The organism is Helicobacter sp. T3_23-1059 (genome assembly GCF_053654515.1).
Genome location: NZ_JBSIUV010000048.1, coordinates 1 through 16,222 on the forward strand (window position 1 = coordinate 1; position 16,222 = coordinate 16,222).

The 16,222-nt window shown below is 39.2% G+C and carries 19 protein-coding genes and 2 pseudogenes; 3 read left to right on the forward strand and 18 right to left on the reverse strand.

All coding sequences use genetic code 11. From position 1 onward, the window contains the following. Window positions 1-87: 87 nt before the first annotated feature. From ACWIX0_RS10795 to ACWIX0_RS10825, 7 genes are all read right to left on the reverse strand, one after another. Window positions 88-336 (reverse strand): hypothetical protein, encoded by a 249-nt coding sequence (locus ACWIX0_RS10795; protein WP_454151091.1) that lies wholly within the window; start codon window positions 334-336, stop codon window positions 88-90. 63 nt (window positions 337-399) lie between these two features. Continuing rightward, on the reverse strand, window positions 400-957 hold the full coding sequence (locus ACWIX0_RS10800; protein WP_454174026.1) for a type ISP restriction/modification enzyme: 558 nt from the start codon (window positions 955-957) through the stop codon (window positions 400-402). After that, complete coding sequence (locus ACWIX0_RS10805) at window positions 957-3,884, reverse strand: DUF559 domain-containing protein (RefSeq protein WP_454174009.1); 2,928 nt, start codon at window positions 3,882-3,884, stop codon at window positions 957-959. Before ACWIX0_RS10805 ends, ACWIX0_RS10800 begins: the two co-directional genes overlap by 1 nt. A gap of 41 nt (window positions 3,885-3,925) precedes the next feature. Beyond that, window positions 3,926-4,168 carry a hypothetical protein gene (locus ACWIX0_RS10810; protein WP_454174010.1) on the reverse strand — a complete coding sequence of 81 codons (243 nt, stop codon included), beginning with the start codon at window positions 4,166-4,168 and terminating at the stop codon, window positions 3,926-3,928. A 71-nt stretch (window positions 4,169-4,239) separates the two neighbouring features. Then, window positions 4,240-5,154 (reverse strand): signal peptide peptidase SppA, encoded by a 915-nt coding sequence (gene sppA, locus ACWIX0_RS10815; protein WP_454174011.1) that lies wholly within the window; start codon window positions 5,152-5,154, stop codon window positions 4,240-4,242. A gap of 64 nt (window positions 5,155-5,218) precedes the next feature. Further along, a complete protein-coding gene (locus tag ACWIX0_RS10820; RefSeq protein ID WP_454174012.1) occupies window positions 5,219-6,016 on the reverse strand; it encodes a pyridoxine 5'-phosphate synthase in 798 nt (265 codons plus the stop codon). Between the two features lie 21 nt (window positions 6,017-6,037). After that, entirely contained in the window at window positions 6,038-6,811 is a 774-nt protein-coding gene (locus ACWIX0_RS10825) for a thioredoxin family protein (RefSeq protein WP_454174013.1), read from the reverse strand. Between ACWIX0_RS10825 and ACWIX0_RS10830 the strand changes: the two genes are divergently transcribed. Next, complete coding sequence (locus ACWIX0_RS10830; protein WP_454174014.1) at window positions 6,795-6,932, forward strand: hypothetical protein; 138 nt, start codon at window positions 6,795-6,797, stop codon at window positions 6,930-6,932. The two genes, ACWIX0_RS10825 and ACWIX0_RS10830, sit on opposite strands and share 17 nt — an antisense overlap. Here the strand turns inward: ACWIX0_RS10830 and ACWIX0_RS10835 are convergent. The 8 genes and pseudogenes from ACWIX0_RS10835 to ACWIX0_RS10870 all read right to left on the reverse strand — a co-directional run bounded on the left by ACWIX0_RS10835 (window position 6,919) and on the right by ACWIX0_RS10870 (window position 12,028). Next, window positions 6,919-7,512, reverse strand: coding sequence for an SCO family protein (locus ACWIX0_RS10835; RefSeq protein WP_454174015.1), 594 nt, complete (start codon window positions 7,510-7,512; stop codon window positions 6,919-6,921). The genes ACWIX0_RS10830 and ACWIX0_RS10835 overlap by 14 nt on opposite strands. A 78-nt stretch (window positions 7,513-7,590) precedes the next feature. After that, window positions 7,591-8,196, reverse strand: a complete 606-nt coding sequence (locus tag ACWIX0_RS10840; protein ID WP_454174016.1) for a hypothetical protein — start codon at window positions 8,194-8,196, stop codon at window positions 7,591-7,593. Between the two features lie 160 nt (window positions 8,197-8,356). Continuing rightward, window positions 8,357-8,917, reverse strand: coding sequence for a copper chaperone PCu(A)C (locus ACWIX0_RS10845; protein ID WP_454174017.1), 561 nt, complete (start codon window positions 8,915-8,917; stop codon window positions 8,357-8,359). Between the two features lie 184 nt (window positions 8,918-9,101). After that, a pseudogene (locus ACWIX0_RS10850) lies at window positions 9,102-9,266 on the reverse strand (IS1595 family transposase); the annotation flags it as partial. A 39-nt stretch (window positions 9,267-9,305) separates the two neighbouring features. Next, window positions 9,306-9,512 (reverse strand): annotated as a pseudogene (locus ACWIX0_RS10855) (IS1595 family transposase); the annotation flags it as partial. 196 nt (window positions 9,513-9,708) lie between these two features. Next, entirely contained in the window at window positions 9,709-9,960 is a 252-nt protein-coding gene (locus tag ACWIX0_RS10860) for a hypothetical protein (protein WP_454174018.1), read from the reverse strand. Between the two features lie 202 nt (window positions 9,961-10,162). Then, window positions 10,163-11,053, reverse strand: coding sequence for a hypothetical protein (locus ACWIX0_RS10865; protein ID WP_454174019.1), 891 nt, complete (start codon window positions 11,051-11,053; stop codon window positions 10,163-10,165). 12 nt (window positions 11,054-11,065) lie between these two features. Further along, a complete protein-coding gene (locus tag ACWIX0_RS10870; RefSeq protein WP_454174020.1) occupies window positions 11,066-12,028 on the reverse strand; it encodes a hypothetical protein in 963 nt (320 codons plus the stop codon). A 340-nt stretch (window positions 12,029-12,368) separates the two neighbouring features. On the opposite strand from ACWIX0_RS10870, the gene ACWIX0_RS10875 reads away from it, so the two are divergent. Both ACWIX0_RS10875 and ACWIX0_RS10880 read left to right on the forward strand, forming a co-directional pair. Continuing rightward, complete coding sequence (locus ACWIX0_RS10875; protein WP_454174021.1) at window positions 12,369-13,154, forward strand: carbonic anhydrase; 786 nt, start codon at window positions 12,369-12,371, stop codon at window positions 13,152-13,154. Window positions 13,155-13,198: 44 nt separating this feature from the next. Next, window positions 13,199-13,408, forward strand: a complete 210-nt coding sequence (locus ACWIX0_RS10880) for a hypothetical protein (RefSeq protein WP_454174022.1) — start codon at window positions 13,199-13,201, stop codon at window positions 13,406-13,408. Window positions 13,409-13,719: 311 nt separating this feature from the next. Here the strand turns inward: ACWIX0_RS10880 and ACWIX0_RS10885 are convergent, their stop codons facing one another. From ACWIX0_RS10885 to ACWIX0_RS10895, 3 genes are all read right to left on the reverse strand, one after another. Beyond that, entirely contained in the window at window positions 13,720-14,916 is a 1,197-nt protein-coding gene (locus tag ACWIX0_RS10885; protein WP_454174023.1) for a hypothetical protein, read from the reverse strand. A 9-nt stretch (window positions 14,917-14,925) separates the two neighbouring features. Further along, a complete protein-coding gene (locus ACWIX0_RS10890) occupies window positions 14,926-15,474 on the reverse strand; it encodes a hypothetical protein (protein ID WP_454174024.1) in 549 nt (182 codons plus the stop codon). Next, on the reverse strand, window positions 15,419-16,222 hold an 804-nt coding region (locus ACWIX0_RS10895; protein ID WP_454174025.1), incomplete at its 5' end, for an MBOAT family O-acyltransferase. The genes ACWIX0_RS10895 and ACWIX0_RS10890, both read right to left, overlap by 56 nt.

The window sequence follows — 16,222 nt, forward strand, 5'->3', positions numbered from 1 at the left end:
TAATTTTATTCTAAAGTAGCGTTGTAAATGCTATACGCAATCGCGCAAAATGCCAAAAAAATCGTCCCAAAAATCACATATTCCATTTTATTTCTCCTTTTTTGTTTTATTAATTTTGTAGATTTCTTTGATGATTTTTCTCATTTTTTTGTTGAGAAATATCGCAAGCACAGCAAATATCAAAGAAGTGCAGCAAGCAACGATGACAAGCCACATTTGAGCATTGTTGTAGTTTGTCGCTATCCAGCCTACAAGGGCTAAAAAAGTCGCCACAACAATCCCAAAACAAAACTTAAAATATCCTAAATCCTCTTTTAATCCGTCTAGCTTGGGCATTTATTATCCTTAAAATCGACACTTGATATGCGATTATATCGAAAAATTATAATGTCGCATTTATCATAGCGATATTTGCGCGATTTTGGCTTGTATTTGCAAGGATTTATGCAAGGTTTTGATTACGCGTTCAAAGTGAGTATAGTCGATAGATTCGCCTTTGTGGGATTTTAGATATTTGTCTAAAACTTGGTAGCCACCGATTTTATACTCCCACACTTCCGCACTCACATTGCTAAAATACAAACTTGCATTAACAAAAAGCCGTTTAGATTCGGCATTGTAGGCGATTTTTTCAATTCTCTCATTTTTGTCGCCCAAATCGCTAAAAAGCGGTTCGCCCACAGACTCACCGCTCAAATCCACGCGCATTAGGTGCAAATCAACTAGCTCACACCCAAGCGCACTTAACGCCAAAAAGTCTTTTTTAGATTTTACAAATGGCACTTTTGGGAAGTCGATTTTCAAAAAATCCACATATTTTTCGCGATAATCTTTGTGATAGAGAATCGCATAAATATATCCCAAAATCTGCTCTGGCGTGAATCTTATCCCATATTTTTTATCCACAAATGCGCGAAATTCGGGCGCAAAATTCTCGATTCGCGAATCGGATTCGATTAGGTAAAGTGGGAAAGCATACCCAGAATCACCATTAGGTGTTTATCAATAATATTATTTGCTACGAAAAAATTATCCACATTTTGCAATTTGCAACCTTTATCACATACTAATCCCACATTGTCATTACTTCTAAATTCTGCATTATTTTGTGGAGTGCTACCCTGCAATTCCCCCTCCCTTGCGGAGGGGGTTAGGGGGTGGGTAGATTTTGTGTCAGCAAAATCAGATTCCAAAGTTTCTTTAATCACGCATAAAACGCCCTCTAAATTCTCTAAAATCTCATTATTCCAAAAACGCAAAATTCTAAAATTTTGTGATTCTAAATAAAAATCACGCTCAATATCCTCAAAATTTTGATTATGTTGTCCGCCATCACATTCGATAATAAGCCGTTTTTCTAGGCAAACAAAATCCGCGATATATTTAGAATCAATCACAAATTGCCGTCTAAACCTAAAACCTAGCTTTTTGCCACGCAATTCTTGCCAAAGTTTATTTTCTGCGTCAGTGGGATTTTTGCGCATTTGTCGGCTAAATTCTTTCATATATGGCGTAAGTTGGCGATGATTTTGGGATTTGTCGGTTTTTACCCACCCCCTAACCCCCTCCGCAAGGGAGGGGGAATCTTTAGACTTGTTTTGTGGTGGTAAAATAAAATGCTTCATAACTTCACTTCTTGGTCTATCTATTTTAGTTTTATCATAATAAATCTTGCGTATATCAAATGGGCGATATGCAATATCTTTGCATAAAATTTTATCAAATTCTTTATAATGTTCTTTGATTTGCGATTCTAAAATCTGCTCATTTGGCGCAATTAGTATTGAATCCCTACCGCTTACAATGCCCACACTAGAAACCCTAAACATATCCTTTACGCTTATGCCTTTGTCGTATTGCTCTCGTAATGCTTCATTTTGCGGGATAAAGAGATAAAATGGTGCTTTTGGTGCAAGTTCGCTCCACGCGACAGATTCAAGCCCATTGCCTTGCAAAAAGGCGTATTTGTCCTTGCGTCTGCCGTATAAATCATAATGATAAACCTTGCATTGTGGCGTGTTTGTGTATGTTTCCCATTTGATATGCGGGGGCGACTCAACCTTTATAATCGGTGGCGTGGGCTTGTTTTGGTTGTGTAATTTCACAAACACGCTTATACACACGCCTTGCATAATGTCAAAGACATTGTCATCTTTGCTGCCATTTGGCGCGACTTCTTTTTTTCTAGCGTTGCCGTGCAAATCCACAATGTAGATTGTATCAAAGGTGTTTAGCAAATGCCATCGCATACCGCGAAATGTGGGATTATCGATGAATCCATTATTTGAAATGATTGCAATAATGCCGTTTTCTTGGCTTTGGATTTTGGATTCGGCAAGGCGGATAAATTTCACATAATCATCTAAAAGCCACTTGGGATTTTTCTCATTTTGGAGTTTGCGCGATTCATAAATGCCCCTAAAATCCTTTTGCTTTGCTTTATCGCTTGGGTTTGCAAAGTAGGATTTTATGATGCGCTGTGCTTCGGCATTTAGATTTGCGTGGCTTGGCTCTAAACCATAGGCGATTTTGACTTCATCTTCATAAAGTCCTTTGTTTGCACTAGCACCGCTGTATGGGGGATTGCCCGTGATGATTAAAATGCTTTGTTCTTTTAGATTTTGCGCACCTAAAAACTCTTGGGCGAGTTCATACATACCTGCAAAAAGGGTGGATTTGGTGTTTTGCTCATCTTTGGCGGATTTGGCGTAGATAGTATTTGTAAGCAAAATATTAAGCTTTTCATTATCGCTTAAAGGGGCGTTAAATTCCTCTTTGAAAGATTGTGGGATTTTAAGATACGCAATCGTATAAGGGGCGATGAGAAACTCAAAGCCACTAAAACGATTGAGTAAGTTTTTGGGCTTGTAATGCCCCGAGTTTTTGGGTATGGATTCGAGTGCTTTACGAAATGCCTCTAGCAAAAATGTCCCCGTGCCTGTGGCAAAATCTAGTAGCGTGATAGTATCATTTTCTAACGCACTGCCTAGTCCTTTTGCCTTGCCAAAGTCGGCTTTAAGCGTGGAATCTATCGCATTTATGATAAAGCTCACAACCGCAAATGGCGTATAATACACGCCACGAAGTTCGCGCAATTTTGGGTCGTATTGGCTTAAAAAAGTCTCATAGAAATGCAAATACGGGTCTTTATGCAAATAATCGCCTAGCAAGTCTTTATCCGCGATTTTGTTTAGCTCTATGGTAATCTGCGCGGGGTCGATGTGATTTATAATACTTAAAATCTCTTTAATCAGCCATTTTAGCGAATCTAACTCATCTAAATTATCCAAAAATCCGCTCATCGCGCGAATAAGCGGGAAGGATTTGGGGATAAATTTTTTGGCATTGTATAAATCAATGGTTTCGCTCCGTGTGGCGTTTGGCTCTGTGGAGTTGTTTAGCCGTGCTAAAAAGAGCGCGTAAGTGAGCGTTTGAGCGAAGCTATCGCAAAAGGACTCAAAATCCAAATCCTTATACAAAATATCCCTAAAATTTTGGTAAAGCGTGGAGATTTGGGGATTTTGCGGGTTTTGTGTGAGAATGTCAAATACAAGCCGTGTGCGCTGTGCTAGGGATTCTGCAAATTCTAGGGCGGTGTTTATGGACTTTGGAGTTGCGCTAAAAAAGAGGGCGAAAAAATCTAAGATTTCGCTTTGTTTGGATTCTAGCGCGGATTTGTTTTTGAGAATTGCTTGAATCTCATTTAGGGCGCAAATGGTGATTTCTTGGGTAATTACGATTTTGCCTTTGTCATCTTTGGCGATGCGTAAAAAGCGCAGATAATCGGTGAGAATGAGATTGTCGCTTAGCGTGAGATATTTGGCGATTTGCGCCTTTGGATTTGCGTTTGACTCATCGATGAGACGCGCTAAATCCGCATTCACGCGTTTATTTTCAATGTAGCCTAGCGTTAGTCCATTTTGCGCTAGATTATTTTGCCCCCCCCCCCATTAAGGATTACTTGAAAGTCTGGCGCACCGCCCTTTTTTTCGCTTTTGTCATTGTTTGGCTCGTGGATAATGGCAATATTGCTAAAATCTTTGTGCGTGATTGCCAAATGCGCCAAAATCGCCTTAAAGAGATTCTCTAACGCGCTTCGGTGCGTATGCTCTTTGTCGCTCTCTTTTATCCCACAAATCGCGGTTAAATAATCGTGTAAAATCTGCATTTGCTCCCTTATTTTAGCCTTTTAAATTTTAAAATTTAAATTCCACAAACTTCGCGCATTTTTACAAGTATTTAGCGCAACGAAAACCCGCCAAGTGTGCTATTTAGCCCGCTAAATGCGCCAAGCACAAGGCTAGCACTCCCCTCTATCAAGCTATCCATAAAGGATTCAAATTTATCCTTTTTTAGCCACCGCTCTTGCTTTACTTTGCTTAAATTTTTTAGCTCCTCTATGGCGTTATTTTGCGAGCCTAGCGCGTCTATTAGCCCTAGCTCCAAAGCGGATTTTGCCGTGAAAATCTTGCCCTCTGCAAATTTTGCAGAATCCTCTTTTTTAAGCCCTCGCGCCTCCACCATATCACTCACAAAAATGTCATACTCCTCATTTATGAGATTTTGCAAAAACTCGCGTTCCTCCTCGCTCCACGCACGATATGGCGTGCCGATTTCTTTATACTCGCCCGCTTTTAGCACGGAGGGCTTGTAGCCGATTTTGCCTAGTAGCTCCTCGATATTGCTACCCGGGAAAATCACGCCTATGCTCCCTACCAAGCTCCCGCGATTTGCATAGATTTTGCGAGAGTATGCCCCTGCATAATACGCCCCGCTTGCCATAGTGCCTTGAGCGTGCGCGACTACGGGGATTTTGGCATTGAGCTCTTTGATTAAGTCCGCGATTTCCACGCTCGCGCCCACCGCGCCCCCCGGCGAGTCAATCACAAGCAACACACCTTTTATGGTGGGGTATTTGTTGATTTGCTCGATTTGTGCGCGCACAGCATTTGCGTTTATAATCGCGCCTTTTAGCTCGATTTTAGCAAGGTTTGGAATCTGCGTAGGCTCGCCACTAGGGGATAAAATCAACGCCACGATAAACAAAAACACAAATACCTTGAAATATTTTGCAATGAAGTCTAGTGCGCTTACTATCGCCCTGCCAATAGGGCGAAACACTTTATCAAAAATCCATATTTTATCAAACCACATTTGCACTCCTTATAAAAATATTGACAAAAGCCTTATTTGCACCAAAAGCCACAAAATCTAAAATCTAATCTATTTGCCTAAAAAGCAACCCCTGCATATCTCGTATCGCCCTATCTAGCCCCACCATAACCGCTCTAGAGATGATACTATGCCCGATATTTAGCTCGGTAATATGCGGAATCTCTACGATATTTCTTACATTATGGTAGTTTAGCCCGTGTCCTGCAAATACGCTTAGCCCTAGCTCTTGTGCGATTTTGGCACACGAGCTAAGCGAATGGATAGAATCTTGCAATTTAGATTCTAGCTCTTGTTGGGCTAGAGCAAGGTAGTTTAGCGCGTTGTGCGTGCGCTCGATATTGGAGTAGAGGGCTTCATAGATATTGGAGTATTCGCCTGTGTGTAGCTCTACTCCTAACGCCCCGTATTGCTTGGATAGCTCGATGGATTCTAGCTCGGGGTCGATAAAAGTAGAGACAAAAATATTACGGGCTTTAAACTCTTCGATGATATCTTTTATATTTTTAGAGCGCATATTTAGCCCACCCTCTGTGGTTAGCTCCTCGCGCTTTTCTGGGACAAGTGTTATTTTAAAAGGTTTTAGCTCGCACAACAAATCTACGATATGTTCATCGCAGGAGCATTCGACATTTACAGGGATATTTGAGCTAGTGATGACACGCTCGACATCATCATCTTGGATATGTCTGCGGTCTTCTCTTAAATGCAAAGTGATTTGCTCCACCCCACAATTTTTAGCGATAAATACCGCTTCTAATGGGTCTGGGTAGTTGATTTTGCGGGCTTCGCGCAGTGTGGCTATGTGGTCGATATTTAGCCCTAGTGCGACTTTTCTAAACATAGATTCTCCTTTTTTGTGGTTTTAGTTTGGATTTTGCGCTTTAAAAATAGAGTGTAATTCTAGCGCAATTTGTTGTTGGTTTTTATTAGTGGGTGGGGATTTCAAAAAATCTAGCATAATGGCTAAATGCTCCGTGCTAATCCCTCCTACAAAGCGAAAAATCTCCTCCCCCTTTGCGTCCAAAAACATAAGCGTGGGCGTAGCGCGAACCCCTAGTGCTAGGCTAAAATCTTTTTGGGTGGTTGAAAATGTCGCGGGATTTTTGGGCGGTGGTTGATTTTTTGAGTGGTGGTTTTTTTGTGGATTTTGTGGATTTTGCGTAGAGTTTTTTTGCGCTAATGATTTTGCTAAAAAAGGCAAGTTTATTTGCATAGATTCTTTAGATAAGATATTGATAAAATAGGCTTGGTAATGGGATTTTAGCGCGTCTTGGAGGGGGGTTGATTGTGCGATATTTTGAGAGATGGTTTTGCAGGGTTTGCAAAAAGGCGAGCCAAAAAAAAGCAAAATCGGCTTATTTGTATCGTGCTGCAAAATCTCTAAAGGGGCTTTAAAAACGCTAGATAGCGCAGAATCTACCTCGCTAGAAAAAAGCGCAAAAGGACTTTTGACAAAATCACTCGCCGTGAAATCTGGTGCTTTTTGCGCCTCTTTTGTTTTTTTATTATCTATTGCGTCTGGGATATTTTGCGCTTCTTGTTTATTTTTTGTTTCTTGCTTATCTTGCGTTTTTTGCGTTGGGGATTTTGTATCTGTGGGATTTTGTGAGGGGGCATCATTGCAAGCATTAAGCACGCACAACGCTACCAAAATCCAAACTAGCAAATGTAGGCTAGCTATGGCTTTTTTGTGTGGTAGCGATTTTGCTAGTCGTGCGAACAACATTGTGGCTAATGGCGGTGCTAATGGCGAGTGATTAGATTTTGCAAAGAAGTATCTAGCTGGGCTAGATTTCGCACTTCTTCGATTAGTCTGCCTTTTTTGTCAAAAAGATACACCACAGAGCTATGCTCTATGGTGTAGTCTAGGGCGGAGTCTTTTTGCTCTATTTTTCGCGAATGCACGCCATAAGTTTTTTTGATTTTTTCTAGCTCATCTAGCTCAAAAAGCAATCCATAAGAGCGGGCATAAAAATGCTTAGCGTAGCTGTCTATATCACTTAGGCTATCCCTCTGCGGGTCTAGCGAGACAAAAAGCAGGACAACCTCGCTAGAATCTTGCAGTTTTTCTATGGCTTGTGCGACTAACTGCAAAGTATTTGGGCATACATCTGGGCAGGATAAAAATCCAAAATATATGATTTTATATTTTCCATCAAAGTTTGACATATCTACGATGCCCTGCACACTTTTTGCACCACTAAATCCATAAGAATGGCTTTTTTGCAAACTCCAATACGCAAGCCCACCTAAAAACAACACGGTAAGCAAAATCCCCAAAGCGCGAAAAATACCTGAATTTGGATTAGATTTTGGAGTTTTAATAGTTTCTGGCATTGTTTCTCCTTACTTAAGTCTTAACCTTGTTTTGTGATTTTCTAGCTACAAATGCAAGAGAGAATCTTTAGCAAAATCCTACCGATACATATCAAAATCTACCGCAAAGCCCAAATCTCGCCCCTCATCATAAAGTTTTAGGCTATATTCCATCACTTCTTCTATGCAAACAGAGGGGATAAACTTACCATCATAGCGATTGTTGCCTGATTTTTTAAAAGTGATGATAGTTGTGCCCATATCCATATTTAGCCCCTCTAATCGCCCCTCTAATGCACGAAAATCCGCCCCCTCCACACGAAAAGTGATGGTTTTTAATGGACGAACGCTTTTTGGTATCATCTCTACTGTAACTGCTAGGGGGTCATTATTTGGCATAAGCACTTCGGTAGAATCTGCTTCTTTTGCCTCTTTTGCGCGAGTTCGGCGAGCTTGAGGAGTGTCGCCTGCTAGTTTTAAATCACACACTCTGCGATTTAGCAAGCAATTTCGCTTCTGCTTGTCATCTTCTTCATCTTGCTTAGCGACTTTTGTGCTATTTTTTAGCTTTTGGCTAACCGTGCTTATAGAATGTGCGATAGATTCTGCAGAAGTGTCAAATGAACCATTGCGAATCGAAAATATCACAATCGCACAAACAATCATAATGCCCGCAATAATAGCAAATTTGTTGTTATGACTCAATAAAGCTCCTTATTTTACGCTTTTTGCACCATTGATAATCGCTAAAACCTACTAGCAATCTTAAATCCTTTTGGTTAATTAAAGTTAATCTACCTTTGTTAATTTTTGTGTTTTTAGGCGTTGTGTCTTGGTGCGTTGCCTTTGTGGAGGGGGGTTTAGTTTAGTGATTATGGTGGCGTGGATTTTGTGGCATTTGGCTAGAATCTAGCATAATCCCAAGTGGTTGCAAATACTTGCTAAGTTCTTTTCTAGCGATGATTTTTGTTTTTATCGAAGTGGTAATTACCTCGCTATTTTTTGTAAATTTTAACTCTAGCGTTGCGTTATTGCCCGCTTTTAGCGCGGATTTTAGTCCTATAAACATTATGTGATAACTTTTGGGTTTTAAAATCAGGCTAGATTTTGGCTCTATGGCAAAAAAATCTACTTTTTGCATTTTTGATATGCCGTTTGAATCACTTGTAGTGTGGTGCAATTCTGTGGCATTGCTTATATCGCTATATGCAGAATTTAGCGTGATAGTTTCATCGCTTAGATTTTCTATTTTGCCAAATGCCGCGCTCATATTGTTGTTTGGGACATTTTCTACGACATAAAGCGTGATTTTTAGCGGGTTTTGTGGCGTTGATTTAGCTAGATTTTGTGCGGCTAGATTTTGGGGTAAAAAACCTCCTAGCAACATTCCTAATACAATTACGATTTGAAAAGCGGTTTTTTGCATAATGACTCTCCTTAAGTGTTGTTTGACTTAGATTTTGCTTTCCTTAAAACAAAATGGCGTTTTGACTTAGATTTTGCTTGTAGATTTTTACTTGCGATTTTTGGATTTTGCGCTTTTTAGATTTTTCGCATTTAGATTTTGTAGCAAATGCCCCCGCGCTTTTTTGACAAAAAGACATTGCCCAATTTAACTTAAGCGGTTGATTTCTTATCATTTTTGTGCCAAGATTTTATACAAATCTTGCTTTTGCATTTGAGCATTATATCTAAATTCTGCTTCTTTTAAGTGAAGCAAGAAATTCTCTTTTTTGATTCCTTGAAATTTGCTTAATCTATGTTTTGCATAGCCACTTTTGTTTGCAGTTGTAAGCAAAAACAAAGCAAAAACACACAGGTGTTTTCTTACCAGCTTCTCGCCATCTTTTTCCTCTTACTCTTTTAGCACCCAAAATCTATATCAAAAGGTTAATTTTATCAATCTCAATTTCGCCTTGCATTTTAGAAGTTTTTTCACATTCTTTGGCGATTAAAATGCGGATTTGATTGATGATTTTATCGACACTTTGACGAGAAATGTTGCTTAATTTTGCAATTTTAACCTATTCAATATCAAGACTGCTTGAAAAGCTACGAGCATAAACAAAGTAGAAACATATTTAAGAATCTTTTTTTAAAATCTATCTTGTTTTTGATTTTCTTAGCCTCTTAAATTCTTGCAAAGGTTTTTATTATGTGGTGGATATACTTGTTTTTCATCGTGTGCATCATAACTTAAAGCTCATTTATGTGGGATTAAGTTGGATTGAGCCTAACATTTTTAGCTACATTTGTCATATTTAAACACAAGTGAAGTAACTCGCAAAAAAAAGATGCCCACGCGGATTTTATACAAAATCCACTCGCAATGACGGATTTTTTTGTCATATTGAGGAAGTGAAACGACCAAATATCTCTATTTGCGTTTTTAGTTTTTGAGATATTTTGCTTACGCTTAAGTATGGCAAGGATTTTGGATACTTCGGGCGTTGCACTTAAGTATGACAAGCGTTGTCGTCATTGTGAGAGAACGCTAGTTAAGCGTGGCAATCCATAATTCAAACAAAATAGATTCCAGCGCGAAATCTAGCATTTTTCTAAAAAAATGTGTCCTTTGTTTTGCATAGCACATGACAAAACGCAATAAACAAACTTAGCAAAATAATGCGATTTTCAATCCGCAAACAAACAACACAAAATCAATAAAATCTCAAAAATTCCAAATATACTGAATGGTTAGAATATGTGAGCTATTTTTAGGCTCATAAAGTCCGATTAGCTTACCTGTGTAATCACTCATAGCCACCGCAGGAGAGCCCTCCACACTCCAATACTCATACACAAACCTAAAAGAGTTGATTTTATCATCTCTAGTCTTATAAGTCGCCCCTATAAACGCTTTTGCACCAAACCCCTCACTTTGCAATACATCTAAATTCTTGCTGTAATGCCATTTTGTCGAAGTGGATAAATGATTTCCCAAAATAAACGCATTTAGCCCACCCATATAATTTAATGCCCATTTTTCACTTAACTCTGCCTCGCCCTCAAGCTGGATAGGGACATAAAGATAGCCTTGCAATCTATCCATACTAAGCAAATCCGTGCGATTAAAATAATACCCCAAACCCCCTTGTAGATAAAGGCTCGCACGCTCTACCAAAAATGGCTTTAAAAAGTTATAACCTATTTTAAACTCCCCGTGATAAAAACTATTTGTCATAAAGCTAACAAGCCTTTTGCCATCTTTACTCTCATCGCTTGTATCTAGCACTCCGCCCGTGTATTGCCCTAGCGCGATATTTGCATCTAGCAAAAAATCTATTTTAAACCCACCACTTGCCACATAGCCTATGTTTCCATAGACATTAAACAACCCAAAATCAAGATTCATCACAGGTTTGCCCTGCGTATCTATCTCGCCATAATAATAATACCCCGTGCCTATTCCTAGCGACTTGTATAGTCCATTTTTTAGCAAGCTAGATTCTGCATAGGACTTATTTTGCCCGCCAAAAGCCAAAAAGCACACTACAAAAGCGATAAACAATCTGCGTAACATACATACTTGTATCTTGTTTGCTTGTATCTTGTTTGGCATCTCACACCTCCTTTAATACCCAAATCCAAATTGCAAGCCCGCATAAATGCTATCACTCGCAGGGTAGCGCACATTCGCGCTCGCTCCCGCATTTAGTCCATTTGTCTCTGGCTTGTTTGTCGTTGGATTTGCCTTTATGGTGATTGATTTTTGCTCGCCCGCACTTAGATTTTGGTAAGCCACATTTACCCTCGCAAAAAAGTAGGCATTTTTGCCCATTTTATACCTGCCACCTAGCCCAAATTTTAGTCCATAGCCTGAAATGATAGAATCTAGCGAAGCATCATTTGAGGTAAGATCAACCCCGCTAAAAGTTACGCTACCTCCCATAAGAGATACTCTAGCGACATACTCTAAAGCCCATTTTTGAGTTAAAACCGCTCCTCCATCTAGCTCTACAAAAAACCTTGTCAAAGCCAAACCTGTGGCATAAGGAGCATAAACAGCACCTTGCACAAATGCGTAAATCTCGCTACCAAAATTGATAAATAATGGATATTTCCACGCTTTCAAAGCAGAGGCAAGATTGTATCCACCTTTTGCCTCTGCTCCATACTCCATAAATACACCACCTTTAAAACTAAGATTACTCAAAGGCTGTGTGCCTATCTGTGTCGCACCTATGGGATATGCACCATAAATATTATTTGTCCCCGCGCCAAATCGCCCACTAAATTCTAGCTTGCCATAATCCCGCCAATTCCACCCAAGTGTGCCATTTATCGACATTAGCAAGCCACCTAGCCTGCTCGCTCCTGCTTTGTGGTGTAGATAGTCCGCACCTATACTTGCACGCGCTACAAACCCCGTGCGCTGTCCGCTATCAAGCATTTTTTGCGCTTGCGCTGTGTTTATAAAACTGCTTGTGAAAAATAGCGCAAATGCCACATAAAATGCTAGCTTTGATAGATTTTGATAAACAATGTGGCGACATAAAATTTGCATTTTTGGATTTTGTCTTTTTGGATTTTGCATTGTTACTCCTTATCTTAAAAATTGTATAAAAATTGTCTTGTTTTATGAAAATGTTGCATTTTTACAAAAAAAAAAAAAATGGTGTGGCAATATTTTTTCAAAATCTTTGCAAAACTTTGCAAAAATCCACAAAAACTTACAAAATATTCCAAAATCCAAAAATTCACAAAATCGCAAAAAAATGAGAATTTGGCTAGATTTTTAACCTAAATATGCTAGCATTTTGTTACATTGATTGCTTTGCGATAGGGCTTAGATAGATTTGTGCGCGACTTTTGGTAGGCAAAATCTAGCTTTGATTCTACGCATTGCGACAATAATCCAAAACAGGAGTTGTAAGATGAGACTTTCAGCATTTTCTATTATGGGCGCATTAGCTTGCGCAAGTTTGGTTAGCCATCTAGGTGCTGCACCAGCCAAAGCACCTGCGCAGCAAAGCACGGTAAATTGGGGCTACAAAGCACCAAAGATTTTGCCTGCAAAATGGGGCGATACGCCAGAATTTAGCGCGTGCAAAAACGGCAAATATCAATCACCTATTGATATAAAAATGGAAAATGTTTTCCAAGCAAATACCGCTAGCCCTATCAAATTTAACTACAAAGGCGATGTATTAGAAGTAGTAAATAACGGGCGAGGTATCCAAGTGAATTTCAAAGCAGGAAGCTCAATAAAGCTTGAAAAAAGCGAATACGCGCTTACTCAACTAGCTATCCACACGCCTTCAGAGCATAAAGTAGCGGGCAAATCTTTCCCAATGGAAGCACAACTAATCCACAAAGCAAAAGATGGGCAACAGCTAATCATAGCCGTGCTTTTTAATCAAAGCGGGGTAGAAAATCCAGCCATCGGCGAAATCCAAAAAGTGCTTCCTCAAAAAGAGGGCGATAAAGCAACTCTAGCAAAACTAGATTTAAGCTCGCTTACCAAAGGGCTAGAATCTTATATGAAGTTTAATGGCTCTCTTACCACTCCCCCTTGCACAGAGGGCGTAGTGTGGATAGTAAATACTTTGCCACTAGAGGCTTCAAAAGCGCAAGTAGGGGCATTTAGCAAAGTCATCGGCGCAAACAATCGCCCACTACAAAGCGCAAATAACCGCGTAATCGTAGAGACAGGGGACTAAGCGATAAGATTTCGCTTTTGCATAAGCGTTTGTTTGGGGGGCATTTGTTTTATGCGAGTTGCGTAAATGGATTTTGGAGGGGGGGGGTTTTGATTTTGGGATATTTTGCAGAATTTTTGAAGTTTTTTGCAAGATTTTGGAGTTTTTTGGAGGTTTTTATAAAAGAATGGGATTTTATACAACAAAAACTTTGCAAACACAATAACTTTTTACTCATTATTTTGACAATCACACAAAATAAAAATAACGCTTAACTTAATATCACGAAATAGACTTTTAAGCTATGATACACGATGCAAACAAGTATGTCGCTACACATAAACTTTTTATAATGACTTCTTAAAATCTAAAAAAAAACTTTTGCAAAGTATTCTTAAAACTTCATTCTTAAGATTCTTTGATTTTTAAGATTCTTTTGAGATATGAAAATCTCAAATTTAAACAAAATTTCTAGCCTAAATTTATGGTTTTAATCGCCATATTTAAGCGTGTATAATATATTTTGATTGATTTTTATGCTTTTAATTATTTTTGGTTATTTTGCGTGGATTCGTGTTATTTTGTGTTATTTGTCATTGCTTTTTGCGTTTTTTTCTTCCCACGCTTTGATTTCGGCGATAAGTGGGGCTATGTCATAGTTTTTGATTTTAGATTCCATTGTGGCTAAATATTTATCGATATTTTGGGGCGTTAAGATATGCGTCCCATTTGCGATTGCGTCAAGTTGCATTTGATTCATATCAAAGTAGTGGTGCGATGAATCACAATAATTTGCGATATTATCGGCATAGTCCAAGTCATCAAATCCATAGATTTTAGCGTTTTGCAGATTCGCGACTTCATTTACAAGCCATTTTAAAATCGCTTTTGTTTCAGCAAACATTTCCGCGCCATTTCTACCTTTGTGATATGCGTCTTCAAGCAACGGAAAAAGCGCGTAAAAAAATCGCGGATATGGCGGAAAAATAAGGCTAAATTCTATTTGCGGATTTTGCTTAATCATTTGCAATATGCTTTCTTGCAAATAGATTTTTTGTCCCTCAAAATCTAGCCGTTTTGTTTGCTTACTTTTTGGACGAAAATCATTTTTTACATATTCATTATATTGCTTTATGGCTTCATCTTTTTGCCCCTCGCCCCAATTTGCAAATCCGCCAAAATGCTTTTTAGATGAGCGATATTCATTTTGCGTTAATGTTTCTAAATCTTTTTTATCGCCCACACAATCCTTATCTTTGCTCCATTTTCTAGCACAACGAATGAATTTTTTATCCAAATATCGCTTATATTTTTGCCAAAATAAACCATCGCTATAAAGATTAGAATTTACGCGCCACGAAGTAGAATTTTCTTTATCCCCATTTAGCAAATAAGCGTCAATAGAAAAAATAATCTGTTTAATAATTTTGTGCTTTATAGCGTATTCAAATACGATTTTGCGCTCGTTAAAATCACTGCCTGTTAGAGTTAGATTTACCCATTTTCCACCTAGCTTTTGCCCTGCTTCTTTTGCCGAAGTATTTTCTAACATAGAAGTGCCTAAAATAACGCTATCAAAATCTACATTGTCAATAATACCCTTTGCTTGAAGGCGCATATCGCTATGGTAAGTCATAGCGCGAAAATACGGCTTATGAAATAGCATAAATGGGTCATAAATATAAAGCAAAATGCCAAGTAACGCGCTTATCACACACGCCACGCATAAGATTCCTGCAAAGAAAATGGAGAAATTTTTGTAATTTTTTGTGCTTTGATTCATACTCGCCCCCTAAAAGTTGAAATACAAAAATGGCGTGTATGCGTTTGAATCAAGCACATTTGCAATCATAGCCCACACACTCGCATAAAACAGCGCAAGAGTGAGCGCAAATCGCGTAAATACCGCGCCACCTTTTAGCCAAATCTTTTTGCCGTAGATTCGCGCTGAAATGCTGATTTTTAGGATTTTGGTGTCAAAATTTTTTAGCATTTCAAAGCTGTTTTTACACGCAAGGCACACGATAAACGCACAAATCGTGTAGATTAAAATCTCATTTGTTTGGGCGTGAATCTCATTAAAAATTTTGCTCCATTTTTGTGGCAACTCTACCCACACAATCCCAAACATACCTTTGAGTAGATTTACCGCACCGCTCACATTCTCCGCACGAAAAAATATCCAAGCGATATTCACAAAATTAAATGTGATAAACCACGCAAGGATTTTGTAGATTTTGCTTTGGGTGAATGCTAAAAAGCGCGACTTGCCGACTTGTCCCCCATCATTTGTAAAGTTTGAATCCAAAAATTCCCCCTCCCTTGCTGATAACAACTTCAAAGATTCCCACTCCATTGTGGAGTTGCCACTCTCTTGTCCCCCCTCCCTTGCGGAGGGGGCTAGGGGGGTGGGTAGATTTATTATTTAAAAATTGTGCGCTAACATTTTTTTGCACTTTTAACCCACCCCCTGTATCCCCCTCCGCAAGGGAGGGGGAATTTTTGGATTGCTTCGTTGTTTTTGCTTCGCTCAAACTGCCTCGCAATGACGATTCGTTTAAATCGTTCGTGCTTAAAACAATCGAAGTATTTGCGGTGTTGCTTTCGTGGTTTTTGCTGAATCGACACAAGGATAGCGGACTTTGCGTCCGTGCCTTGTGGCGATTTAGCAAATCTGCGGAATGAATACCCAAAGACAAATTGCCAACCCACCACGAATAGATTCGATGAATCACCATTGCCACTCCGTGCAACACTCCCCAAATCACAAATCCCCACCCTGCGCCGTGCCAGATACCGCTTAAAAATGCTACGATAAAAAGATTTCGCAAATTTAAGATTTTACCCATTCGATTGCCACCAAGCGGAATATAAAGACACTCTTTTAAGAAACGCCCCAAAGTGATATGCCACCGCCTCCAAAATTCTGCGATATTTAGCGATTTGTAGGGCGAGTTGAAGTTGAGCGGTAGCACTATGCCAAACATTAGGGCAAGCCCCATTGCCATATCGCAATATCCGCTAAAATCAAAGTAGAGTTGAAATGTGTAAGATAGCGAAGTCGCCCAAGATTCGGCTATGTTTAGCAC

What these genes read in the sequence shown, in the direction of transcription:
- ACWIX0_RS10795 (WP_454151091.1), bottom strand. Translation starts at nt 336, where the DNA reads ATGCCCAAGCTAGACGGATTAAAAGAGGATTTAGGATATTTTAAGTTT.
- ACWIX0_RS10810 (WP_454174010.1), bottom strand. Translation starts at nt 4,168, where the DNA reads ATGCAGATTTTACACGATTATTTAACCGCGATTTGTGGGATAAAAGAG.
- sppA (WP_454174011.1), bottom strand. Translation starts at nt 5,154, where the DNA reads ATGTGGTTTGATAAAATATGGATTTTTGATAAAGTGTTTCGCCCTATT.
- ACWIX0_RS10820 (WP_454174012.1), bottom strand. Translation starts at nt 6,016, where the DNA reads ATGTTTAGAAAAGTCGCACTAGGGCTAAATATCGACCACATAGCCACA.
- ACWIX0_RS10835 (WP_454174015.1), bottom strand. Translation starts at nt 7,512, where the DNA reads ATGCCAGAAACTATTAAAACTCCAAAATCTAATCCAAATTCAGGTATT.
- ACWIX0_RS10845 (WP_454174017.1), bottom strand. Translation starts at nt 8,917, where the DNA reads ATGCAAAAAACCGCTTTTCAAATCGTAATTGTATTAGGAATGTTGCTA.
- ACWIX0_RS10865 (WP_454174019.1), bottom strand. Translation starts at nt 11,053, where the DNA reads ATGCCAAACAAGATACAAGCAAACAAGATACAAGTATGTATGTTACGC.
- ACWIX0_RS10870 (WP_454174020.1), bottom strand. Translation starts at nt 12,028, where the DNA reads ATGCAAAATCCAAAAAGACAAAATCCAAAAATGCAAATTTTATGTCGC.
- ACWIX0_RS10875 (WP_454174021.1), top strand. Translation starts at nt 12,369, where the DNA reads ATGAGACTTTCAGCATTTTCTATTATGGGCGCATTAGCTTGCGCAAGT.
- ACWIX0_RS10885 (WP_454174023.1), bottom strand. Translation starts at nt 14,916, where the DNA reads ATGAATCAAAGCACAAAAAATTACAAAAATTTCTCCATTTTCTTTGCA.